Annotated in this window: 17 protein-coding genes and 1 riboswitch; of the genes, 10 read left to right on the forward strand and 7 right to left on the reverse strand. The window is 64.9% G+C overall.

Annotated features, from left to right (window positions below):
- Nucleotides 1-50 precede the first annotated feature (50 nt).
- Together PHD22_RS03985 and PHD22_RS03990 are read right to left on the reverse strand one after the other, a co-directional pair.
- Complete coding sequence (locus PHD22_RS03985) at nucleotides 51-1,586, reverse strand: fumarate hydratase (RefSeq protein ID WP_299862597.1); 1,536 nt, start codon at nucleotides 1,584-1,586, stop codon at nucleotides 51-53.
- A gap of 18 nt (nucleotides 1,587-1,604) precedes the next feature.
- Nucleotides 1,605-2,135 carry a TIGR00645 family protein gene (locus PHD22_RS03990; RefSeq protein WP_299862600.1) on the reverse strand — a complete coding sequence of 177 codons (531 nt, stop codon included), beginning with the start codon at nucleotides 2,133-2,135 and terminating at the stop codon, nucleotides 1,605-1,607.
- Nucleotides 2,136-2,238: 103 nt separating this feature from the next.
- Between PHD22_RS03990 and purB the strand changes: the two genes are divergently transcribed.
- Nucleotides 2,239-3,606, forward strand: coding sequence for an adenylosuccinate lyase (gene purB, locus PHD22_RS03995; RefSeq protein WP_299862603.1), 1,368 nt, complete (start codon nucleotides 2,239-2,241; stop codon nucleotides 3,604-3,606).
- A 64-nt stretch (nucleotides 3,607-3,670) separates the two neighbouring features.
- Nucleotides 3,671-3,988, forward strand: coding sequence for a DUF2322 family protein (locus PHD22_RS04000; RefSeq protein ID WP_299862606.1), 318 nt, complete (start codon nucleotides 3,671-3,673; stop codon nucleotides 3,986-3,988).
- A gap of 73 nt (nucleotides 3,989-4,061) precedes the next feature.
- Here PHD22_RS04000 and PHD22_RS04005 read toward each other — a convergent pair whose 3' ends face one another.
- From PHD22_RS04005 to PHD22_RS04015, 3 genes are all read right to left on the reverse strand, one after another.
- Nucleotides 4,062-4,349: a VanZ family protein gene (locus PHD22_RS04005; protein WP_299862609.1), complete on the reverse strand. Its 288-nt coding sequence runs from the start codon at nucleotides 4,347-4,349 to the stop codon at nucleotides 4,062-4,064.
- A gap of 111 nt (nucleotides 4,350-4,460) precedes the next feature.
- A complete protein-coding gene (locus tag PHD22_RS04010; RefSeq protein ID WP_299862612.1) occupies nucleotides 4,461-6,191 on the reverse strand; it encodes a potassium channel family protein in 1,731 nt (576 codons plus the stop codon).
- A gap of 4 nt (nucleotides 6,192-6,195) precedes the next feature.
- Nucleotides 6,196-6,579 (reverse strand): DUF6394 family protein, encoded by a 384-nt coding sequence (locus PHD22_RS04015; protein WP_299862615.1) that lies wholly within the window; start codon nucleotides 6,577-6,579, stop codon nucleotides 6,196-6,198.
- 354 nt (nucleotides 6,580-6,933) lie between these two features.
- Here PHD22_RS04015 and PHD22_RS04020 point away from each other — a divergent pair, with 354 nt between their 5' ends.
- On the forward strand, nucleotides 6,934-7,695 hold the full coding sequence (locus PHD22_RS04020) for a hypothetical protein (protein ID WP_299862618.1): 762 nt from the start codon (nucleotides 6,934-6,936) through the stop codon (nucleotides 7,693-7,695).
- Between the two features lie 99 nt (nucleotides 7,696-7,794).
- Here PHD22_RS04020 and thiC read toward each other — a convergent pair whose 3' ends face one another.
- Nucleotides 7,795-9,711, reverse strand: a complete 1,917-nt coding sequence (gene thiC, locus PHD22_RS04025; protein WP_299862620.1) for a phosphomethylpyrimidine synthase ThiC — start codon at nucleotides 9,709-9,711, stop codon at nucleotides 7,795-7,797.
- A 41-nt stretch (nucleotides 9,712-9,752) separates the two neighbouring features.
- Nucleotides 9,753-9,854: riboswitch (TPP riboswitch) on the reverse strand.
- A 193-nt stretch (nucleotides 9,855-10,047) separates the two neighbouring features.
- On the opposite strand from thiC, the gene PHD22_RS04030 reads away from it, so the two are divergent.
- From PHD22_RS04030 to ubiD, 7 genes are all read left to right on the forward strand, one after another.
- Entirely contained in the window at nucleotides 10,048-11,553 is a 1,506-nt protein-coding gene (locus PHD22_RS04030; RefSeq protein WP_299862623.1) for a surface-adhesin E family protein, read from the forward strand.
- 71 nt (nucleotides 11,554-11,624) lie between these two features.
- On the forward strand, nucleotides 11,625-12,746 hold the full coding sequence (locus PHD22_RS04035) for an efflux RND transporter periplasmic adaptor subunit (protein ID WP_299862626.1): 1,122 nt from the start codon (nucleotides 11,625-11,627) through the stop codon (nucleotides 12,744-12,746).
- The gene (locus tag PHD22_RS04040; protein ID WP_299862629.1) at nucleotides 12,743-15,880 is read left to right on the forward strand and encodes an efflux RND transporter permease subunit; all 3,138 of its coding nucleotides are present in this window, start codon (nucleotides 12,743-12,745) and stop codon (nucleotides 15,878-15,880) included. Before PHD22_RS04035 ends, PHD22_RS04040 begins: the two co-directional genes overlap by 4 nt.
- 127 nt (nucleotides 15,881-16,007) lie before the next feature.
- On the forward strand, nucleotides 16,008-16,661 hold the full coding sequence (locus PHD22_RS04045; protein ID WP_299862649.1) for a protein-L-isoaspartate O-methyltransferase: 654 nt from the start codon (nucleotides 16,008-16,010) through the stop codon (nucleotides 16,659-16,661).
- 12 nt (nucleotides 16,662-16,673) lie between these two features.
- Nucleotides 16,674-16,997: a rhodanese-like domain-containing protein gene (locus tag PHD22_RS04050; protein WP_299862632.1), complete on the forward strand. Its 324-nt coding sequence runs from the start codon at nucleotides 16,674-16,676 to the stop codon at nucleotides 16,995-16,997.
- A 31-nt stretch (nucleotides 16,998-17,028) separates the two neighbouring features.
- Nucleotides 17,029-18,348, forward strand: a complete 1,320-nt coding sequence (locus PHD22_RS04055; protein ID WP_299862635.1) for a TolC family outer membrane protein — start codon at nucleotides 17,029-17,031, stop codon at nucleotides 18,346-18,348.
- 138 nt (nucleotides 18,349-18,486) lie between these two features.
- Nucleotides 18,487-19,959, forward strand: a complete 1,473-nt coding sequence (gene ubiD / locus PHD22_RS04060) for a 4-hydroxy-3-polyprenylbenzoate decarboxylase (protein WP_299862637.1) — start codon at nucleotides 18,487-18,489, stop codon at nucleotides 19,957-19,959.
- A gap of 69 nt (nucleotides 19,960-20,028) precedes the next feature.
- Here the strand turns inward: ubiD and PHD22_RS04065 are convergent, their stop codons facing one another.
- Nucleotides 20,029-21,159 carry a diguanylate cyclase gene (locus PHD22_RS04065; protein WP_299862640.1) on the reverse strand — a complete coding sequence of 377 codons (1,131 nt, stop codon included), beginning with the start codon at nucleotides 21,157-21,159 and terminating at the stop codon, nucleotides 20,029-20,031.
- Between the last annotated feature and the right edge of the window lie 158 nt (nucleotides 21,160-21,317).

Consider the following 21,317-nt stretch of genomic DNA (forward strand, 5'->3'; position numbering starts at 1 on the left):
AGTCGTCAAGAAAAAACCCGGCACGGGCCGGGTTCGGGAGGTGTTGCCGCTCAGGCGATGGTGACCGGGATCTTGCCGATCCTGGCCTGCCATTCCTTCGGGCCGGTGTTGTGGACGCTGGTGCCGGCGGAGTCCACGGCAACGGTCACGGGCATGTTCTCCACGTCGAACTCGTAGATGGCTTCCATGCCCAGATCGGCAAAGCCGACGACCTTGGCCGACTTGATGGCCTTGGCCACCAGGTAGGCGGCGCCGCCGACGGCCATCAGGTAAGCCGACTGGTTGTCCTTGATCGCCTCGATGGCGACGGGGCCGCGCTCGGACTTGCCGATCATCGAGATCAGGCCGGTCTGCTCCAGCATCGTGCGGGTGAACTTGTCCATCCGGGTGGCAGTGGTGGGGCCGGCCGGGCCGACCACCTCGTCACGCACCGGGTCCACCGGGCCCACGTAATAGATCACGCGGTTGGTGAAGTCCACCGGCAGCTTCTCGCCCTTGGCCAGCATGTCGGCGATGCGCTTGTGGGCGGCGTCGCGGCCGGTGAGCATCTTGCCGTTGAGGAGGAGCTTCTGGCCCGGCTTCCAGGCGGCGACCTGTTCCTTGGTCAGGGTGTTCAGATCGACCTGGGTGGCGGCCTTGAGGTCCGGGGTCCAGGTGACGGCGGGCCAGTCTTCGAGCTTGGGCGGCTCGATCTTGGCCGGGCCGGAACCGTCCAGGTGGAAGTGGCAGTGGCGGGTGGCGGCGCAGTTGGGCACCAGGGCCACCGGCAGGTTGGCGGCGTGGCAGGGGTAGTCGAGCACCTTCACGTCGAGCACGGTGGTCAGGCCGCCGAGGCCTTGTGCGCCCACGCCGAGGGCGTTGATCTTTTCCATCAGCTCAAGGCGCAGCTGTTCGGGGCGGCTGAGGGCCGCGCCGGAGGCGGCCTTGGCCTTCAGCTCATGGATGTCCACCGGCGCCATGATGGATTCCTTGGCCAGCAGCATGGCCTTCTCGGGGGTGCCGCCGATGCCGATCCCGATGATGCCCGGCGGACACCAGCCGGCGCCCATCTCGGGGATCTTCTTGAGGACCCAGTCCACCAGGTCGTCGGAGGGGTTGAGCATGGCGAACTTGGACTTGGCTTCGTAGCCGCCACCCTTGGCCGCGCAGATGACTTCCACGTGGTGGCCCGGGACGAGCTCGAAGTGGACCACCGCCGGGGTGTTGTCCTTGGTGTTCTTGCGGGCACCGGCCGGGTCGGCGAGCACGGAGGCGCGCAGGGGGTTGTCGGGGTTGGCGTAGGCGCGGCGCACGCCTTCGTCGATCATCTGCTGGACACTCATGGTGGCGTCCGGCCAGGTGACCTGCATGCCGACCTTGATGAACACCATGCCGATGCCGGTGTCCTGGCAGATCGGGCGGTGGCCTTCGGCGGCCATGCGGGAGTTGGTCAGGATCTGGGCGATGGCGTCCTTGGCGGCGGGAGATTCCTCGCGCTCGTAGGCTTCACCCAGGGCCTTGATGTAGTCCAGCGGGTGGTAGTAGCTGATGTACTGGAAGGCGTCCGCGACGGACTGGATCAGGTCTTCCTGCTTGATGGCGGTCATGGGTGAAGCTCCCTCTCTTTAGTGTTTTGACAGCAGAACGGTCTGGTTCATGATCTTGTCGACCATCGCCATGGCGAGGGCGGACAGCAGGAACACGACATGGATGATCACCTGCCACATGATCGTATGCTCGGCCAGGTTGGCGGCATTGATGAAGGTCTTCAGCAGGTGGATCGAGGAGATGCCGATGATGGCGGTGGACAGCTTGATCTTCAGTACCCCGGCGTTCACGTGGGACAGCCATTCCGGCTGGTCCGGGTGGTCGTCAAGGTCGAGCCGGGAAACGAAGGTTTCATAGCCACCGATGATCACCATGATCAACAGGTTGGCGATCATCACCACATCGATCAGGCCAAGGACCACCAGCATGGTCTCGGTCTCGCTGATGTGACCGCCGGAGCTGATCACCGAGCCCACCAGATGGGCCAGCTCGGCCATGAACAGATACACGTAGATGCCCTGGGCGACGATCAGGCCCAGGTAGAGGGGTGCCTGGAGCCAGCGGCTCCAGAAGATGAAGCGTTCGAGTTGTTGCGGACCTTTGCTCATGATGAGGTGCTGCTGTTGGGGAGGTGCGATTTTATCATCGGCGAAGCGCGCTCCAAGACGGTAAAATGGAGAACTTTGCTTTTTCGCCTCAAGGCCTTTACGCATGAATCTCCAGCCCATCACCGCGCTGTCGCCCCTCGACGGCCGCTACGAATCCAAGGTTTCCGCCCTGCGCGAGCACTTTTCCGAATTCGGTCTGATCCGCAATCGGGTGAAGGTGGAGGTGGAGTGGCTGAAGGCCCTCGCCGCCGCGCCCGAGCTGGCCGAGATCGCCCCCTTCTCGGCGGCCACCGTGGCCGAGCTCGACGCCGTGATCGCCAACTTCTCGGTCGCCGACGGCGAGGCGGTGAAGGCCATCGAGGCCACCACCAACCACGACGTGAAGGCCATGGAGTACTGGCTGAAGGAGCGCCTCGGCCATAATCCCGAGGTCACCCGCGTCACCGAGTTCATCCACTTCGGCTGCACCTCCGAAGACATCAACAACGTCTCCCATGCCCTCATGCTGCGTGACGGTCGTGACACCGTGCTGTTGCCGTCCCTCGACAAGATCATCGCCCGCCTCGTTGAGCTGGCTCACCAGCACGCCGAGCTGCCGATGCTCTCGCGCACCCACGGCCAGCCCGCCAGCCCCACCACCCTGGGCAAGGAGATGGCCAACGTGGTGTATCGCCTGCGCCGCGTGAGGAAGGCCATCGCCGCGGTCGAGCTCACCGCCAAGTTCAACGGCGCGGTGGGCAACTACAACGCCCACCTGTCGGCCTACCCCGAATTCGACTGGGAAGGCTTCAATGGCCGCTTCATCGAATCCCTGGGCCTCACCTTCAACCCCTACACCATCCAGATCGAACCTCACGATGCGATGGCCGAGCTGTTCGACGCCACTGCGCGCGCCAACACCATCGTCCTCGATATCTGCCGCGACATCTGGATGTACATTTCCCTGGGCTACTTCAAGCAGAAGCTGAAGGCCGGCGAGATCGGCTCGTCCACCATGCCCCACAAGGTCAACCCGATCGACTTCGAGAATGCCGAGGGCAACCTGGGCCTCGCCAACGGCGTGCTGCGCCACCTGGCTGACAAGCTGCCGGTGTCGCGGATGCAGCGTGACCTCACCGACTCCACCGTGCTGCGCAACATGGGCGTTGCCTTCGGCTATGCGGTGCTGGCCTATGATTCCTGTCTGCGCGGGCTGGGCAAGCTCGAAGCCGAGCCAGCCCGTCTGGCGGCCGATCTGGATGCCTGCTGGGAAGTACTGGCCGAACCCATCCAGACCGTGATGCGCCGCTACGCCGTGCCCAATCCCTACGAGCAGCTCAAGGAGCTCACCCGTGGCAAGGGGATCACCAGGGAAGCCCTGCAGCAGTTCATCGCTACCCTGGCCATCCCGGAGGCCGAGAAGGCCCGTCTGCTCGCGATGACCCCTGCCAGCTACATTGGCAAGGCGGCTGAACTGGCCAAGCGTATCTGAGCGTACGCTCACGTTTAATCCCCGTCCCCGGGCGAGTGCATTCGCCCTTGCAGGAGAACATCGAATGGCTTTTGCCGACAAGCTCAAGACCCTTCCGGGCGTTTCCCATCTGGCTGCCATTCAGCTGGTCAATGGGGCCGACGAGGTGGTGGCCACCATCGAGAACAAGCCGGGCCAGGCAGGTTCTCTGGCCGTGTACAACCACCTGGCCCAGATCCACGGGGCCATCACCCCGGAGGCGGCCAGCCAGGGCATCGAGATCTACGCCGAGCACAGCGAGGATGCCCGTCTCCATCCGGGCAAGCACCCCAACATCGACCGGCTGATCGGGCTGGTGGAGCGGGGTGAAACCCTGCGGGTCAAGCACCTCTTCGCAGCCTGATCCACCGGCTGCCTCCCGCACAAAGGGCTGCCCGCGGGCAGCCCTTTGTCAATCCAGCAGGCGCGTTGTGGTGTCAGCCTTGGGCCGCGGAGCGGGTCCCCCGGTTGCGCATCAGCAGCCAGCCGAGAGCGATGCCCAGCCCGTCGGCAAGCACATCCTGGGCTTCGCCAACCCGATTGACGGTGAGGGTTGCCTGACAGAGCTCGATCAGCACGCCATAGCCCAGCAGACCCACCGCAATCGTCCCGGGGCGCTCCCGCCAGGCCAGGCCGCCGAGCACCGTCAGAACGATGAAGGCTGCGCCGTGGTGGAGCTTGTCCTGGAATTCGACCACCGTCGGCACCACGGCCAGGGGGATCATCGCCAGGACGAAGAGAACGCAAAGAGCTGCCCAAAAAATACTGCGGAGGAGGGTGAGAGGCATCGATCAGGGACACGGGGGAGGGAGCAAGGGGGATTCTAACGTAGCCGCTCAGCGTGTCCGCGCCGTCGCCCGGCGGCGGGCCAGCCATTCCCAGACGGTGCCGCCGGGGGCGTCCTTGCCGGTCAGCACGTAGTCCAGGGTGTGGCTGTTGAACAGGGTCAGGTTCAGCTCCTTGCGGGCCTCTTCCCGGCCAACGAAGAGGAGCTGGTCGCCCAGTTGCAGGGGTTCTCCTTCTCCGGGCAGCACGAGTGGGGCGTTACCCTCCCGCAGCAGCAGGAGGGGCCGGCAGTGGAGTTGCGGTCGTCCGGTGACCGGCGCCCGCAGCAGTTCGCCGAGGGTCGGGCAGGCTTCATGACGCATCATCTTGCGATAGACCGAGGGTGCCTGGACCAGATTGAAGCTCACGCTCCATACGCTTGGAACATCCCAGCCGAAGCGCGAGGTCAGGTCGGCCAGCAACTGTTCCGCCCAGTGTTCTTCGGATGTCCGCACCGCCTGCAGGAAGGGCGCCAGCAGGGGGGTGGTCAGGATCGCCAGACACTCGTGGGCGATGATCTCGCTGGGTACCATCGTGAAGTCGGATTCGAACGCATCAAACAGGGCTCGGTTGGCCACCTGGTTCTGACGGAGGACGGTGAACAGCTGGGGATTCATCTGGTGCGCGGTGACGACGATGGACAGGTTGTTCACGTCGCTTCCGGTGGCTGCCACGATGCCTGCTGCATCTTCGATGCCGGCCGCCGCCAGGGCTGCATGGCCGGTGCCGTCTCCCTTGATCCAGGTGTAGGTTCCATCTTCCGGGGGCGCCCGGTCGATGATGGTGACGGGCATGGCGGCACTTTCGAGCGCCTGGGTCATTACCTTGCCGAAGCTGCCGTAGCCGCACAGGACCCATTTCCCGCTGGGGGGGTCCCGGTGCCGGGTCACCGTGGTCCCGGGCAGGCCGGTCAGCCACAGCAGCAGGTGATAGGCCGAGGGCGAGTGGATGGCCAGGGCCATGTATTCGCCGAACTTGTCGAAAGGGTTGATGATGTGGCGGGTGCCGAAGGAGGCCATGTTGGCGACCGTGTCGGCGTGCTTGGCCCGGCACAGGGCGGTCAGGGAAGGCGCCAGCAGGCGGGCTGCGATGGCAATCGCCAGGTTGGTGCTGTCGTCGTTGGTCAGGGCGATCACGCCCCGGCAGTACTTGCTGTTCAGGCCGGCCACGAGCAGGGTCTCGGGGTCGCCCGCATCGGCACACAGGGCGGGCATGTCCGCGGAATAGCTTTGCAGCTCCAGCTCGCCGACCTTGGCTTCATCCTTTTCGATGACCACGGCCCGGTAGCCCATTTCATCCAGGGCCTTGCAGAGCAGCCGCCCGGTTTCTCCGTAGCCGCAGACCAGGAAAAAATGCTCCCGCAGGCGTCGTACCTGACGGACAAAGCGTTGCATCGCCACCGCGCTGATGAAGGTCTTGTCCTGGAGCATCGCAAACACGGTGCCCAGGGTGTAGGCCCAGCCGACCACCGACAGGTAGATGGAGAAGGTGACCCACAGACGCTGCTGCTCCGAAAACGCATAGGGAATCTCGCCGAAGCCGATGGTGGTGGCGGTGTAGCTGAAGAAATACACCGCATGAAAGAAGCTCAGGCGCTGGAGCACGCCGTCGGCGCCAGGCGGTCCGGGGACCAGGGTCAGCCCCAGCACGGAGATCGCAAAGATCGTGATCAGGACGATCAGCGGTGTCCTCAGCCGCCGCAGGACGAGGAAGATGGTACTGGTAGCAGCGGGGCCGGGCACGGTGTCAGCGGCGCTGCATGATGGTCTCGGCGATCAGGATCACCACGGAGACCACGTTCGCGAACAAGGCACCACCGGAGAGGGAGACGATGCTGGACATGACGCCTTCGGTCAGCCCGGTTCCGGCCACGTGGGCTGCATAGCCCCAGGTCATTGCAGCGGCGAGCAGTTGCAGGTCGGCCACCAGGCTGGTGGCCAGGTGGATGGCGCCGATCTGGGTTCGGTCACCGAACTTGAGGACCGTGGCGATCAGGTTGACCACGATGGCGGCAAACAGCTCGTAGAGGTCGTGGTGGGCCGGGTTGTCGATGTCGCCTATGAAAAAGCCGAAGTTGAGGGTGGCGGCCAGGACGATGAAGAAGCCGAAGATGACTTTTTCGAGATTCATGGCGAGGGTCCGGAGAAAATGTCCCGTCATCCTAGCACCGTCGCCGGGCCCTGCCGATGACCGCCGATGGGCGTCAGGGGGCGCCTGTTGCCCCGGGTGTGGTGTCCTGTACCTGCCGTACGGCGGACCTGACCGGGGCGCTCGTCCTGGTGGAGGGTCGGGCGGAGTTCGAGATTTCAGAGCTGCCGTGTATGCTCTGCTTCGAATCATGCTCAGATCGATATGAAGTAAAGTGAAATGGCTATTCTCACAAGCCTGCCGCAGGTAGCGGGACTGCAGTCCACGTGGCGTTTTGTACCAACGAAAGTTCCGTTACGACGTCACCGGGACCGGCTGCAGGTCATGCTGAAGGGCATGGGCCCAAAGCCTTCTTTCTTCCCCTTGAAGCCTGTCGTGCCGAGGGCGGACTGGACCGTCTATTTCGTCTATGCACCGGATGGTCTCCTGACGCCTGCCCATTGCTTTACCCTGAGCCGCCTCCGTGATCTGGGGATGAATCTTTTCGTGGTCTGCGCGACCCGTACCGTGGGGGAGGTCCCGGAAGCCCTGGCGGCCTATGCGGACGCCTTGTACTGGAAGGCGTTACGGGGTTTTGACTTCTCTGCCTATGCCCTGGCCCTCAACGTCATTGCCCGGCAATCTCCCCATGCCCGGGTGCTCCTGTTGAATGATTCCGTATTTGGTCCGTTTGTGGATGTACGTCACCGGATTGACGGTGCGCCCTGGGATCTGACCGGCTTCACCGCCTCCTCCCGGATTGAGAATCACGTTCAGAGCTACTCTTTCGTCATCAAGGACGTGACCCGGGCGAGGGTCCGCAGCCTGTGGCCGGTGTTCTTTCCCCGGATTTCCCTGAATACCCATGTCGCCGTCACCCTTTGCCAGGAGACCCGTCTGGCCCGTGTCGCTGCCCGCAGCATGTCGGTAGGGGCCTACTGGTATGCCGATGCCGGCAAGATGAGCGATCCGGTGCTGGTCCGCCCGTTTGAGCTGCTCGATGCCGGATTCCCTTTCCTGAAGAAATCCCTTGTGGGCAAACACAGCAGGTTCAACCCAGAGAACGCCGCCGAGGCGTATCTGGCCATGCAACGCCACCCCCTGGAGCGGCCCCTCTGAATAAGGGACGCGCCACGGGTGCTGGTTCGAGAGGCACCCATGGCGCGGTCATGCTGGCAAGCCCTTTCATCCGGAGGGGTGGAAAGGGCGCCCTACGGCTCACACCTTGCGGTAGATCTCCGCGCCAGACTTCACAAACTCCACCGCCTTGGTCTCCATGCCCTTTTGCAGCGCCTCGGCTTCGGCGATGCCTTGTTTCGCCGCGAAGTCGCGGACGTCCTGGGTGATCTTCATGGAGCAGAAGTGGGGCCCGCACATGGAGCAGAAGTGGGCCACCTTGGCCGATTCCTTGGGCAGGGTCTCGTCGTGGAAGCTCTTGGCCTTGTCCGGGTCGAGGCCCAGGTTGAACTGGTCGTCCCAGCGGAACTCGTAGCGGGCTTTACTCAGGGCATTGTCGCGGATCTGGGCTCCCGGGTGGCCCTTGGCCAGGTCGGCGGCGTGGGCGGCCAGCTTGTAGGTGATGATGCCTTCCTTCACATCATTCTTGTCGGGCAGGCCCAGGTGCTCCTTGGGGGTCACGTAGCACAGCATCGCGGTGCCGTACCAGCCGATCATGGCGGCGCCGATGCCGCTGGTGATGTGGTCGTAGCCGGGGGCGATGTCGGTGGTCAGCGGTCCCAGGGTGTAGAACGGGGCTTCCTTGCAGTGCTTCAACTGCAGGTCCATGTTCTCCTTGATCATGTGCATGGGCACATGGCCGGGGCCCTCGATGATGGTCTGCACATCGTGCTTCCAGGCGATGTCGGTGAGCTCGCCGAGGGTTTCGAGTTCGCCCAGCTGGGCCTCGTCGTTGGCGTCGTAGATCGAACCCGGACGCAGGCCGTCGCCCAGACTGAAGGCCACGTCATAGGCCTTCATGATCTCGCAGATCTCCTCGAAGTTCGTGTAAAGGAAACTCTCCTTGTGGTGGGCCAGGCACCACTTGGCCATGATCGAGCCACCGCGGGAGACGATGCCGGTCATCCGGTTGGCGGTCATGGGGATATAGCGCAGCAGCACCCCGGCGTGGATGGTGAAGTAGTCCACGCCCTGTTCCGCCTGCTCGATCAGCGTGTCGCGGAAGATCTCCCAGGTCAGCTCTTCGGCCTTGCCATCCACCTTCTCCAGGGCCTGGTAGATGGGCACGGTGCCGATGGGCACGGGGGAGTTACGGATGATCCACTCGCGGGTCTCATGGATGTTCTTGCCGGTGGACAGGTCCATCACCGTGTCGCCGCCCCAGCGGGTGGCCCAGGTCATCTTGTCCACTTCCTCGTTGATGGAGGAGCCCAGGGCCGAGTTACCGATGTTGGCGTTGATCTTCACCAGGAAGTTGCGGCCGATGATCATCGGCTCGGATTCCGGGTGATTGATGTTGTTGGGGATGATGGCGCGGCCGCGGGCGACCTCGCTGCGGACGAACTCGGGGGTGATCTCGGCCGGAATGGCGGCGCCGAAGTCCTGGCCTTTGTGCTGGCGGCCGAGCAGGCCAGCCATTTTCTCGCCCATCGGCCCGGTGGCGCGCAGGCTCTCGATGTAGGCAGCGCGGTTGACGTTCTCGCGGATGGCGACGAACTCCATCTCGGGGGTGATTAGCCCACGGCGGGCGTAATGCATCTGGGAGACGTTCTTGCCTGGCAGGGCGCGGCGGGGCTTGCGGTGCAGGCCGGGGAAGCGCAGGTCAATGAGTTTCGGATCGGCGGCGCGGGCGCGGCCGAACTCACTGCTCAGGTCCGGCAGCACCTCGGTGTCACCGCGCTCCTCGATCCAGCCCTGGCGCAGGGCGGGCAGGCCGGAGCGGATGTCGATGCGGGCGGCGGGGTCGGTGTAGGGGCCGGAGCAGTCGTAGACGAAGATCGGCGGATTCTTCTCTCCACCGAAGCCGGTGGGGGTGTCGGCCTGGGAGATCTCGCGCATGGGCACGCGAATGTCCGGGCGGGAGCCCTCAATGTGGATCTTGCGGGAATTGGGCAGCGGGGCCACTGCAGCTTCGTCCACCTGGGCAGAGGCGGCGAGGAATTTTTCGTTGGCGTTCATGAAGGCTCCTTGGGGAGGAGGGCCGCCAGCGAGAAGGAAAGGCGGCAGGAGCCACGTTTCCCTACGCCGGCATGACCCGGATCAGGTTCGGAGGGTAAGTCTCAGCCGCGCAAGTCACCGCATCGGCACCCCTAACGTTTGCCGGCAAAGTACTGGAAGCGGGAGCTAAATGCAAGATTTGGCATAGGTTTTTGTGGGGCGCTGCGGTCACTCCAGGGGGCTCTCCAGGTGCGGCCGGGGCATGCCGCCGGGGGGGCGGCTAAAGCTTTCGCCCCTGCGTGCCGAAATCATGGGTGTCCGGGCAGAACATGGCCCACCCCTTTTCGGAGAACAAACATGCGCCATCGCATGCGTCCCATCGTTGCGCTGCTGGTTTTTGCCGGCGCGTCTGCGGCCATGGCGGCCGACTGGCAAACCGTGGCATCCGACAAGAAGCGCACGATCGAGCTGGATCGGGCCAGCATCCTCCAGTCCGACCCGGGCACCAAGGTGGCCTGGGGGCGGATCGTCCTGTCCGGCTCTGAAGCGGCGACCGCCGGCTATGTGACGGTCAAGGCCCTCAACCGCTATGACTGCCGCAACCAGACCTTCGCCACCATCAAGCGGGTGTATCTGGATGAAGATGCGGTAGTGGTCAAGGATGAGAGGGTCAAGGTCGAGAAGGACGTGCCGGTCACCCCGGGCAGTGTGGATGAAAAACTGTGGCGTGACGTCTGCAAGCCGGCGGGGAGCGGTGTGGCGGATATTTCCCAGCTGGCCAAGAAGGCGTCCAGGGCGGCTCAGGCAAGTCAGACTGCCAGCGCAGACCTGCGCGCTGCAGACTACCGTCCTGCCAGAGGGGCTGACAAGCCTGCCCTGACCCGGGTGGCTGAAGGAAAGGCCCAGGGGGCCGAGCAGGGCGCCGAGCCTTCTATTCCGATCAAGAAGAATTTCATCGACAAGCCGGCTCCCCCGCCGAAGGCCGAACTGATGGAAAAGCCCGTAGCCCGGGCAGAAGCCGCCCCACCCGAGGTTCAGCGGGTGCCTGCGTACAGCCCGCCGCCGCGTCCCAAGCCCCGGCTCGTGCGGGCGCCCGCCGTGCAGCGGGCCCCGGCGATGCTGGCCGTGGAGGGCCATGCCGGGACGCTGGCTCAGGGTGCCCCTGGCACTCCCTGGGCCCATCATCACATCCACTGGAGTTACGAGGGTGAGTTCGGGCCGCCCAACTGGGGAACACTCAAGCCCGAGTGGCAGTTGTGCAATACCGGTGAGCGTCAGTCCCCCATCGACATTCGTGACGGAATCAAGGTGGATCTGGAGCCGATCCGCTTCGACTATCGTCCGTCCTACTTCCGGATCATCGATAACGGTCACACCATTCAGGTGAATCTGGGGCATGGCAATACCCTCGAGGTGATGGGCCGGGTCTATGACCTGGTTCAGCTCCACTTCCACCGGCCTTCGGAGGAGCGGATCAATGGCCGGGGCTTCGACATGGTGGCGCACCTGGTGCACAAGGATCTGGATGGCCGTCTGGCGGTCCTGGCCGTGCTGCTGGAGCGGGGGGGCGCCCACCCGGTGATCCAGACCCTCTGGAACAACCTGCCCCTGGAAAAACAGGTGGATTATTCTCCCGAGGGGGTGGCCATCGATCTTAACCAGCTGCTTCCGGAAAACCGGAACTACTACACCTACATGGGCTCCCTGACCACGCCGCCCTGCAGCGAGGGCGTGATGTGGATGGTGATGAAGCAGCCGGTCCAGGTGGCAGCCGAGCAGATCGCGATCTTTTCGAAGCTCTATCCGATGAACGCACGACCGGTGCAGTCCATCCGCAATCGTCTGATCAAGGAGTCCCGCTGAGGTTGGCGATGGTGGATGCTCAACTGCCGCGTGTTCAGCGCGCGTGCCCTGCCGGATCCGGCGTGCTTCCGATGAAACTCCGTGCAGCCCTGTGCGTCGTTCTGGTGGGGCCGCTGCTGGCAGCCTGTCCCCGGCAGGAACTGGCCGTCGAAGCCCCGCGTCCGGTGCTGGTGCATCCTGTCGGGGATGTGTCCTTGACGGCAGGGGCTGTCTACACCGGAGAGATCCGGGCCCGCCATGAATCCGAACTGGCCTTCCGGGTAAGCGGCAAGCTGGTGGAGCGGCGGGTGGATGTGGGGGCCGCCGTGCGCCCGGGACAGGTTCTGGCGCGCCTCGATCCGGCGGATGCCGGCCTGGGGGCGGAGGCGGCCCGGGCCCAGTTGGTTGCCGCCCGAACGGAGCATGCCTTTGCCAAGGCCGAGGTGGAGCGTTACCGGGATCTGGTGGGCCGCAATTTTGTGAGCCGCAGTGTCCTTGACGGCAAGGAAGCGGCATTCAATGCTGCTGCCGCACGGGTGGCCCAGGCCACGGCCCAGGCGCAAATCGCTGCGCACCAGGCGGAGTACACGAATCTCGTCGCCAGCCAGGCGGGGGTCATCACTGAGGTGATGGCAGAGGCCGGGCAGGTGTTGCGGGAAACCACCCCGGTTTTCAAGCTGGCGCGCGACGGAGAGCGCGAGGTGCTGATCGCCGTGCCGGAAAGCCGCATTGTTGCCCTGCGCGAGGCGGGGCCGATGGAGGTGCGTTTGCCCAGTCTGCCGGAGATCCGTCACGAAGGGCGGGTGAGGGAGGTGGCTCCCAGCGCCGACCCGGCGACCCGCACCTACGCCGTGCGGGTCCGGATTCTTCAGCCGGCCCCCGAAATCCGCCTGGGCATGACCGCGAATGTGATCCTGCCGGATCCAGTGGCCGCGGCGGGGGCTGTCCGGGTGCCTTCCCGCGCCGTGTTCGAGCACCAGGGCCGGAGCGCTGTCTGGGTGCTGAAGGCGGAGGGAGAACTGGTCAGGTCTGAGCTCCGGCTGGTCAGGATTGGCCAGTACCGGGAGGACGGGGTGTGGATCCGGGACGGCCTGAAGGCCGGTGAACGCATTGCTGCAGCCGGTGTGAACAAGATTGTTGCCGGTCAGACCCTGCGTCCCCGTCCGGAGCCCGGCGTGGTTCCCGCCGGCGCACGCACGGGAGGGGGGCAGTGAGCGGTTTCAACCTGTCCGAGTGGGCCCTCCGTCATCCGCCCCTGATCCGTTATCTCATCGTGGCCCTGGCGCTGATCGGGGTGTTGTCCTACCAGAAGCTTGGCCAGTCCGAGGATCCGCCCTTCACCTTCAAGGTGATGGTGGTGCGGACCGACTGGCCAGGTGCCTCGGCGCGGGAGGTGGAAGAGCAGGTCACCGACCGCATCGAGAAGAAGCTGCAGGAAGTGCCCCACGTGGACTACCTGCGCAGTTATTCCCGGCCGGGCGAGTCGGTGGTGTTGTTCGTGGCCAAGGACCACACCCCGGCGAAGGATGTGCCGGAGGTGTTCTATCAGGTACGCAAGAAGGTCGGGGACATCAGGGAGACGCTGCCGTCGGGCATCCGGGGCCCTTATTTCAATGATGAGTTCGGCGATGTCTTCGGCAACATCTATGCCCTGACCGGCGATGGCTTTGACCATGCCCAGCTCAAGATCGAGGCCGAAAAGATCCGGGCCGAGTTGCTGCGGGTGCCGGGTGTGGCCAAGGTGGACCTGCTCGGCGAGCAGGAGCAGCGCATCCACGTGGATCTCTCCAACACCCGGCTGGCCGCCCTGGGGCTGGATGTCCAGGCGGTGACCGAGGCCCTGGCGCGGCAGAATGCGATCGCCCCGGGAGGGTACCTGGAGACCCGGGACGAGCGGATCTACCTGCGCCCCAGCGGCGCCTACGACACCGTCGAGGCGATTCGCGAAACCCGGATCCGGGCTGGAGGACGGGAGTTGCGCATCGGGGATATCGCGACCGTCCGGCGCGGCTTTGTGGAGCCCCCCGCCCCCCGTTTCCGCTACCGGGGACAGGATGCCCTGGGCATCGGGGTGGCGATGGCCAAGGGGGGAGACATCATCGCGCTGGGACGCAACCTCCAGTCCGCCATGGCGCGCATCCAGCCGGATCTGCCGGTGGGGCTCGATATCCACGAAGTGGCCAGCCAGCCCGAAGCGGTGGCCCGCTCCATCGATGAGTTCGTCAAGGCCCTGGCCGAAGCGGTGATCATCGTGCTGGTGGTGTGTTTCTTTTCCCTTGGCCTGCGCACTGGCCTGGTGGTGGCCCTGTCGATTCCCCTGGTGCTGGGGGTGACCTTCTTCGGCATGCGCCTGCTTGATGTGGGGCTTCACAAGATCTCCCTCGGCGCCCTGATCCTGGCCCTGGGCCTGCTGGTGGACGACGCGATCATCGCGGTCGAGATGATGCTGGTGAAGATGGAACAGGGCTGGGAGCGGGCGAGGGCGGCCGCCTTCGCCTTCACCAGTACGGCCGGGCCCATGCTGTCCGGCACGCTGGTGACCGTCGCCGGTTTTCTGCCCATCGCCACCGCCCAGTCTTCCGTGGGGGAATACACCCGCTCGATCTTTCAGGTGAATGCCATCGCCCTGCTGGCGTCATGGCTGGCGGCAGTGGTGGTGGTCCCCTATCTGGGTTATGTGCTGCTGCCCGACCCCCGGGCCCCCAAAAGAGCCGGCTGGCTGGCGCGTTGCTTCCCGCGTCTGGATACCCTGAAGGAGCGTATCGGTTTGGGAGAGCCCCACTACGAAGGGGATGAGGACGCGGTTTTCCGGACGCCTTTCTACAACCGCTTTCGTCACCTGGTGGATGGGTGCGTGCGTCGGCGCTGGTGGGTGATGGGCGCTACCCTGGTCCTGTTTGCCCTGGCGATGGCGGGTTTCGGACTGGTCCAGAAGCAGTTCTTCCCGAACTCCTCGCGCCTGGAACTGCTGGTGGACCTGCGGCTGCCGGAGGGCGCCAGCCTGCGGGCAACCCAGGCTGAAACGGAGCGGCTGGAGAAGTGGCTTGCCAGTGAGGGGGGCATCCGTAACTTCGTGGCCTACGTGGGTACGGGAAGCCCCCGCTTCTATCTGCCGCTCGATCAGCAACTCCCGGCGCCCAATTTTGCCCAGTTCGTGATCCTCACCGAGGATATTCCGGCCCGGGAGGCCCTGCGTCAGCGCCTCATCGCGCTGTTCAGGGAGGATTTTCCTGACGTTCGGGCCAATGTGACACGCCTCGAAAACGGTCCCCCGGTGGGCTTCCCGGTTCAGTTCCGGGTCATCGGGCCCGATATTCTGACCCTGCGCGGGGAGGCAGAGAAGGTCGCCGGGGTGCTGCGCGGCAATCCCCATCTCTCTGATGTGCAACTGGACTGGGGAGAGCAGTCCAAGGTGCTCCAGGTCCAGGTGGACCAGCACAAGGCCCGTCTGCTCGGGGTGTCCACCCAGGAAGTGGCAACGTTCCTGAATACGTCCCTGCGTGGTCTGGTGGCGACCCGCTACCGGGAAGGGATCGAGTCCATCGATGTGGTGCTGCGGGCGGATGCCCTCGAGCGGGAGGCCCTGTCCCTGATCGGCGAACTGGCCATTCCCAACCGGGCCGGCAAGGCGGTGCCCCTGGCCCAGGTGGCCACCGTCGGCTACGGGTTCGAGCCTGGCCTGATCTGGCGGCGGAATCGGGAGCCGGCCATCACCGTACGGGCTCAGGTCTATGACGGTTCGGTGCAGGCGCCGACGGTGACCGAACAGCTCCTGCCGCTCCTCGAGCCACTCCGGGCAGCCTTGCCCGACGGCTACCGGATCGAGACCGGAGGTGCGGTGGAGGAGAGTGGCAAGGGGCAGAGCTCCGTCAATGCCGGGTTTCCACTGTTCCTTGCGGTGGTGTTCACCGTGCTGATGGTGCAGATGAACAATTTCTCCCGTACGGTGATGGTGGTGCTGACGGCGCCCCTGGGGCTGATCGGGGTGGTGCTGTTCCTGCTCCTGTTCAACCAGCCTTTTGGTTTTGTGGCGATGCTGGGCACGATCGCCCTGTTTGGCATGATCATGCGTAACTCGGTGATCCTGGTGGATCAGATCGAGCAGGATGTGGAGAGGGGGCTGGCCCTGTGGGATGCCATCGTCGAATCGGCGGTACGCCGCCTGCGCCCGATTGCCCTCACGGCGGCGGCGGCCGTGCTGGCCATGATCCCGCTGACCCGCAGCACCTTCTTCGGACCGATGGCGGTGGCCATCATGGGCGGCCTGATCGTCGCGACCCTGCTGACCCTGCTGTTCGTGCCGGCCTTGTATGCGGCCTGGTACCGGGTGCGGCGGGTGCCGGGGTGACGTGGGGGCGCAGGGCAGCGTCGGCGCAGTGCACAAAGTAAGCTAGAATTCGAAAGTTTTTCGCAAGCTTGCGTGCATGCAGATCTTAAATATTAGCCTGTGCTAATATATATCCGGGAGTCAGATGATGAATTTCGAAAAAGCACGGTACAACATGGTTGAGCAGCAGATCCGCCCCTGGGAGGTGCTGGACTTCGGCGTGCTCGACCTGTTGATGAGTGTCCGCCGCGAAGAGTTCGTGCCGGAGGCCTACAAATCCCTGGCCCTGTCCGAAGGGCAGATTCCCCTTGGTCATGGTTCCAGCATGCTGGTCCCGGTGATTGAAGGCAAGATCCTCCAGGCCCTGCAGGTCAAGGGTTCCGACAAGGTGCTCGAGGTCGGTGCCGGATCCGGTTATTTTGCCGCCCTGCTGGCCGCCAAGGCGGACTGGGTGCGTACCGTGGACATCGAGCCGGCAATCGTCAATCTGGCCCATGACAACCTCAAGCGCTATGGTGTCGAGAACGTCATCGTCGAGGAAGGCGATGCCATCTCCGGCTGGCCCAGCAACGCCCCCTACGACCTGATCGTTGTTTCCGGCGGGGTGCCCTACATTCCCGAGTCCCTGCTCAAGGAGGTCAAGGTGGGCGGGCGCCTGTTCGCCTTCGTGGGCGACGAACGCCTGATGACTGCCCAACTGGTGACCTGCGTGGCAGAGGGGCAGTACCGCACCGAATCCCTGTTCGAGAACGTGGTCCCGCTGATGCGCAACGTTCCGGCCAGAAAACAGTTCAAGTTTTGACCTGACCCCTTCATGAATCAGATTACCCCGCTGCAACTGGCTGACTGGCTCAAGGACACGAGCCGGCCCGCTCCCGTGCTCCTGGATGTGCGCGAGCCCTCCGAGTTCGAGTACTGTGCGATTCCCGGTTCCGTGCCGATGCCCATGGCCACCGTGCCGGCACGCCTGCAGGAGCTCGATCCGGATGCGGAGATCGTCGTGATCTGCCATCACGGTGGGCGCAGCATGCAGGTGGCCATGTTCCTGGAGCGTCAGGGCTTTGCCAGGCTGATCAATCTGTCTGGCGGTGTCGCCCAGTGGGCAGCCCAGGTGGATGCCAGCATGCCCCAGTACTGATGTCCCCTCGACGCAACGGATGGAGAACGGAATGAAGCGGCTTGAACGAAAGGTCCTGGTGGCCCTGCTGGCCGGGTCGGTGGGCAGTGCTGCCCTGGCGGCAGATCTGGAGCAGGTCTATCGTGACGCCCTGGCTTACGACGCGGTGCTGGTGGCGGCCCAGGGCACCCTTGAGGCGGGCCGCGAGAAGCTTCCCCAGGGGCGGGCCGCTCTTCTTCCATCCGTCAGCGTGTCGGGCAACAGCAACTGGAACGAGGCCGAGGTCAAGGCCACCGGCATCAGCCGGGGGTACAACAGCAATGGCTGGCAGGTCCAGCTGACCCAGCCCTTGTTCCGCTGGCAGAACTGGGTCCAGTACCAGCAGGGCGAGCTGCAGGCATCCCTGGCCGAAGCCCAGTACCGCCTGGCCCGCCAGGATCTGACCCTGCGGGCCGCCCAGGCCTATTTCGACGTGCTGACCGCCCAGGATGTGCTGGCGGCCGTGCAGGCGCTCCACAGCGCCAATACCCAGCAACTGGAGCTGGCCAGGAAAAGCTTCGAGGTGGGCACCGTCACCATCACCGATGTGCATGAGGCCCAGTCCCGGGCGGATCTGTCGTCGGCCCAGATGATTGCCGCCGAGAGTGACCTGGCGGTCAGGCGGCATGCCCTGTCGGTCATGACCGGCAAGGAGACGGAAGTCCTCAAGGGATTGCGCAAGGGGGTGGCCCTGAGCCGCCCGGAGCCGGCGGACATCCAGGCCTGGGTTGGCGCCGCCGAAGGCAGCAGCCTGGCGGTTCAGGCCGCCCAGCTCGCCGGCGAGATCGCCAGCCGGGAGGTGGAGCGCAACCAGGCGGCCCACCTGCCGACGCTGGACCTGGTGGCGACCCATGGCAACTCCACCACTTCGAGTGCCTTCAACAATTTTGCCGGGCGTCTGGATCTGGACACCACCACGGTCGGCGTTCAGCTGGCGCTTCCCCTGTTTCAGGGGGGGGCGGTGACTTCCCGGGTGCGTGAAGCGGCAGCCCTGAAAAGCAAGGCCCAGGCCGACCTCGATCATGCGCGCCGGTCGTCGGCCCAGAGTGCCCGCCAGGCTTACCTGGGGGTGACCAGTGGTCTTGCCCAGGTCAAGGCCTTCGAGGCTGCCCAGGTGTCCTCCGGCTCGGCGCTGGAGGCCAACAAGCTGGGCTACGAGGTGGGGGTGCGGATCAATATCGATGTCCTCAATGCCCAGAGTCAGCTCTCCGATACCCGTCAGAAGCTCGCCAGGGCCCGTTACGACACGCTGATTGCCCAGTTGCGCCTCAAGGCCGCTGCGGGCGCATTGGGCGAGGAGGACGTCCGCGCCATCAATGCCTTGCTGGAGTGAGCGTCGGTTTGTCCCTGCCTGCCTGACGGCCGCTGCACTGCGGCCGTCCTCTTTTCGGGAACCGGGGGCGAGCCTGGCGGGTCCAGAGCGTGCCCCGCGGCACATCCCCTTTCCGAACCCCTACTGAGCATCCTGTCCATGCGTTATACCGACCTGCGTGACTTCATCGACCAGCTGGAGCGTCAAGGCGAGCTGAAGCGAATCTCCGTCGAAGTGGATCCCCATCTGGAAATGACCGAGATCGGCGACCGGGTGCTGCGTGCCGGCGGTCCGGCGCTGCTCTTCGAGAACCCCAGGGGCCACCGTGTGCCGGTCCTGGCCAACCTGTTCGGTACGCCCCGGCGGGTGGCCATGGGGATGGGGGTGAGCGGCGATGACTGGCAGAGTGCCCTGCGTGAGGTCGGCAAGCTGCTGTCCTTTCTCAAGGAGCCCGAACCCCCGAGGGGGCTGCGGGATGCCTGGGACAAGCTGCCCATGTTCCGTCAGGTGCTCAACATGGCCCCCAAGGTGGTGTCTTCCGCTCCCTGCCAGCAGGTGGTGAAGGAGGGCCGGGAGGTGGATCTGGCCAGTTTGCCCATTCAGCACTGTTGGCCCGGGGACGTGGCGCCCCTGATCACCTGGGGCCTGGTGGTGACCCGCGGGCCCGGCAAGACCCGCCAGAACCTGGGTATTTACCGCCAGCAGGTGCTCGGCCCCAACAAGGTGATCATGCGCTGGCTGGCCCATCGCGGCGGTGCGTTGGACTTCCTGGAGCACCAGAGGGCCAACCCCGGCCAGCCCTTTCCGGTGGCGGTGGTGCTGGGCTGTGATCCGGCGACCATCCTCGGGGCGGTGACGCCGGTACCGGACAGCTTGTCCGAGTATCAGTTCGCCGGTTTGCTGCGGGGTTCCAGGACGGAGTTGGTGAAGTGCATCGGCTCGGATCTGCAGGTTCCGTCTTCGGCCGAAATTGTGCTGGAAGGGGTGATCCATCCGGGGGAGATGGCCCTGGAGGGCCCCTATGGGGACCACACCGGCTACTACAACGAGCAGGCCGAGTTCCCCGTCTTCACCATCGAGCGCATCACCTCCCGCCGCGACCCGATCTACCACAGCACTTATACCGGCAAGCCGCCCGACGAGCCCGCCATGCTCGGCGTGGCCCTCAATGAAGTCTTTGTGCCCCTGCTCCAGAAGCAGTTCACCGAGATCGTCGACTTCTATCTGCCGCCGGAAGGCTGTTCCTACCGCCTCGCGGTGGTCAGCATCAGGAAGCAGTACCCGGGACACGCCAAGCGGGTGATGTTCGGGATCTGGAGCTTCCTGCGTCAGTTCATGTACACCAAGTTCATCATCGTGGTGGACGAGGATGTGAACATCCGCGACTGGAAGGAAGTGATCTGGGCCCTGACCACGCGGATGGACGCGACCCGTGACACCACCCTGGTGGACAACACCCCCATCGACTATCTGGACTTTGCCAGTCCGGTGGCTGGCCTGGGGTCCAAGATGGGGCTGGATGCCACCAACAAGTGGCCCGGCGAGACCACCCGGGAGTGGGGCACCCCCATCGTGATGGACCCGGCGGTCAAGCAGCGGGTCGATACCCTGTGGGAGGCGCTGGGGCTGTAGGTGGCCACCCGGCAGAGTGGCCGCCCCCGCGTCCGGCCCTGACGGTGCCGGCAAAGGCACCTGGCGCCTTCAGGCTCGCCCGGGTGGGGGACAGAGGATATAGTGGCGGTTGCCCCCCGCCCGTTTGGCGGCATACATGGCCTGGTCGGCCAGTTCGATCAGCCGCGTCAGCTCGAAGCCTTCATCCGGGTAGGTCGCAACCCCCACGCTCACACCCACCCGGCAGCCGGGCGGCGCCGGGAGATCGTTGCAGGCACGGACCAGGCGTTCACAGAACTGCTCGACATCCACCCGGTCGTGGAGCTGTGGGCAAAGCATGGCGAATTCATCACCTCCCAGGCGGGCGACCACGTCGGTGGCGCGGGCCGTGCGCATCAGCCGGTCAGCCAGGCTGACCAGCACCTCGTCGCCCGCCGCGTGACCGTAGCGGTCGTTTACCTGCTTGAATCCATCCAGATCGATCAGCAGGATGGCGCCCCCCTCGTGATCCATGCGGGCGCGCGGCAGGATTCCCAGGGCAGACTCTTCAAAGGCCTTGCGGTTGGTTACGCCTGTCAGGGGATCGTGACGGGCGAGCCGCTGCCAGCGCTGCCGGTCCTGTTCCACATGGTGGACGCGGCGCACCATGCCCAGCACGATCACCAGGAAATTGATCAGGGCCAGCACGAAGGCTCCGGTCTGGATGAGCCGCAGCTGCCGGGTGCGGCTGACGGAGTCATGTTCCAGGGTGGTGGTCAGCCGGTTCATCAGGTCGAGGATTTCCCGGTTGTTGCCCACCATGTAGCGGGCTGCCGGCTCGAGGGAGGCTCCGGGAGTGGCCGCAGCGCTGCCCAGCATGGCCGATACGGGTGCGATCAGCTGGCGGGTACGGGCAACGATCCTTGCGCTCTCGCCGCGCACGGCCTGCAGCTGAACGGCAGCACCGTCACCACCGCGGGTTGCACCTCCGTCAGCAAAAGCCACGATGGTCTGTTCAAACAGCCCGAAAGCCTGCTGGGCCTCCGCCCGGCCCAGGCTGGTCTCCTCACCCGGGGTCGGGCGTGTGGCCAGTAGCAGGGATTTGGTGGTTTGCTGGGAGAGCATGCGCTGCCGGCCCGCCAGATTGATGGCAACGGCGTCCCGGGCGACCTGCTCGGCAATCCACAGATTGATCAGCAGCACGCTCAGATCCAGGGCGATGAACAGCACGATGGCGCTCATCAGCCGGCGAGGGGATCCTAGGAGGGCGCTGACCGGGACGGGCATGAGGACATATCGCAAAACTCCGGGACCCTGATTCTAGTCTCCGTGACGGACTACACGTAAGGGCGCCTCGAAAAACCTCGACCCGCCCTCCCTTGGTAAAATTACAGCGTTCT

The organism is Zoogloea sp., assembly GCF_028693495.1.
GTDB lineage: Bacteria > Pseudomonadota > Gammaproteobacteria > Burkholderiales > Rhodocyclaceae > Zoogloea.

What these genes read in the sequence shown, in the direction of transcription:
- PHD22_RS04035 (WP_299862626.1), top strand. Translation starts at nt 11,625, where the DNA reads ATGAAACTCCGTGCAGCCCTGTGCGTCGTTCTGGTGGGGCCGCTGCTG.
- purB (WP_299862603.1), top strand. Translation starts at nt 2,239, where the DNA reads ATGAATCTCCAGCCCATCACCGCGCTGTCGCCCCTCGACGGCCGCTAC.
- thiC (WP_299862620.1), bottom strand. Translation starts at nt 9,711, where the DNA reads ATGAACGCCAACGAAAAATTCCTCGCCGCCTCTGCCCAGGTGGACGAA.
- PHD22_RS04055 (WP_299862635.1), top strand. Translation starts at nt 17,029, where the DNA reads ATGAAGCGGCTTGAACGAAAGGTCCTGGTGGCCCTGCTGGCCGGGTCG.
- PHD22_RS03985 (WP_299862597.1), bottom strand. Translation starts at nt 1,586, where the DNA reads ATGACCGCCATCAAGCAGGAAGACCTGATCCAGTCCGTCGCGGACGCC.
- PHD22_RS04020 (WP_299862618.1), top strand. Translation starts at nt 6,934, where the DNA reads ATGGGCCCAAAGCCTTCTTTCTTCCCCTTGAAGCCTGTCGTGCCGAGG.
- PHD22_RS04015 (WP_299862615.1), bottom strand. Translation starts at nt 6,579, where the DNA reads ATGAATCTCGAAAAAGTCATCTTCGGCTTCTTCATCGTCCTGGCCGCC.
- PHD22_RS04000 (WP_299862606.1), top strand. Translation starts at nt 3,671, where the DNA reads ATGGCTTTTGCCGACAAGCTCAAGACCCTTCCGGGCGTTTCCCATCTG.
- PHD22_RS03990 (WP_299862600.1), bottom strand. Translation starts at nt 2,135, where the DNA reads ATGAGCAAAGGTCCGCAACAACTCGAACGCTTCATCTTCTGGAGCCGC.
- PHD22_RS04045 (WP_299862649.1), top strand. Translation starts at nt 16,008, where the DNA reads ATGAATTTCGAAAAAGCACGGTACAACATGGTTGAGCAGCAGATCCGC.
- PHD22_RS04030 (WP_299862623.1), top strand. Translation starts at nt 10,048, where the DNA reads ATGCGCCATCGCATGCGTCCCATCGTTGCGCTGCTGGTTTTTGCCGGC.
- PHD22_RS04005 (WP_299862609.1), bottom strand. Translation starts at nt 4,349, where the DNA reads ATGATCCCCCTGGCCGTGGTGCCGACGGTGGTCGAATTCCAGGACAAG.
- PHD22_RS04050 (WP_299862632.1), top strand. Translation starts at nt 16,674, where the DNA reads ATGAATCAGATTACCCCGCTGCAACTGGCTGACTGGCTCAAGGACACG.
- ubiD (WP_299862637.1), top strand. Translation starts at nt 18,487, where the DNA reads ATGCGTTATACCGACCTGCGTGACTTCATCGACCAGCTGGAGCGTCAA.
- PHD22_RS04065 (WP_299862640.1), bottom strand. Translation starts at nt 21,159, where the DNA reads ATGAGCGCCATCGTGCTGTTCATCGCCCTGGATCTGAGCGTGCTGCTG.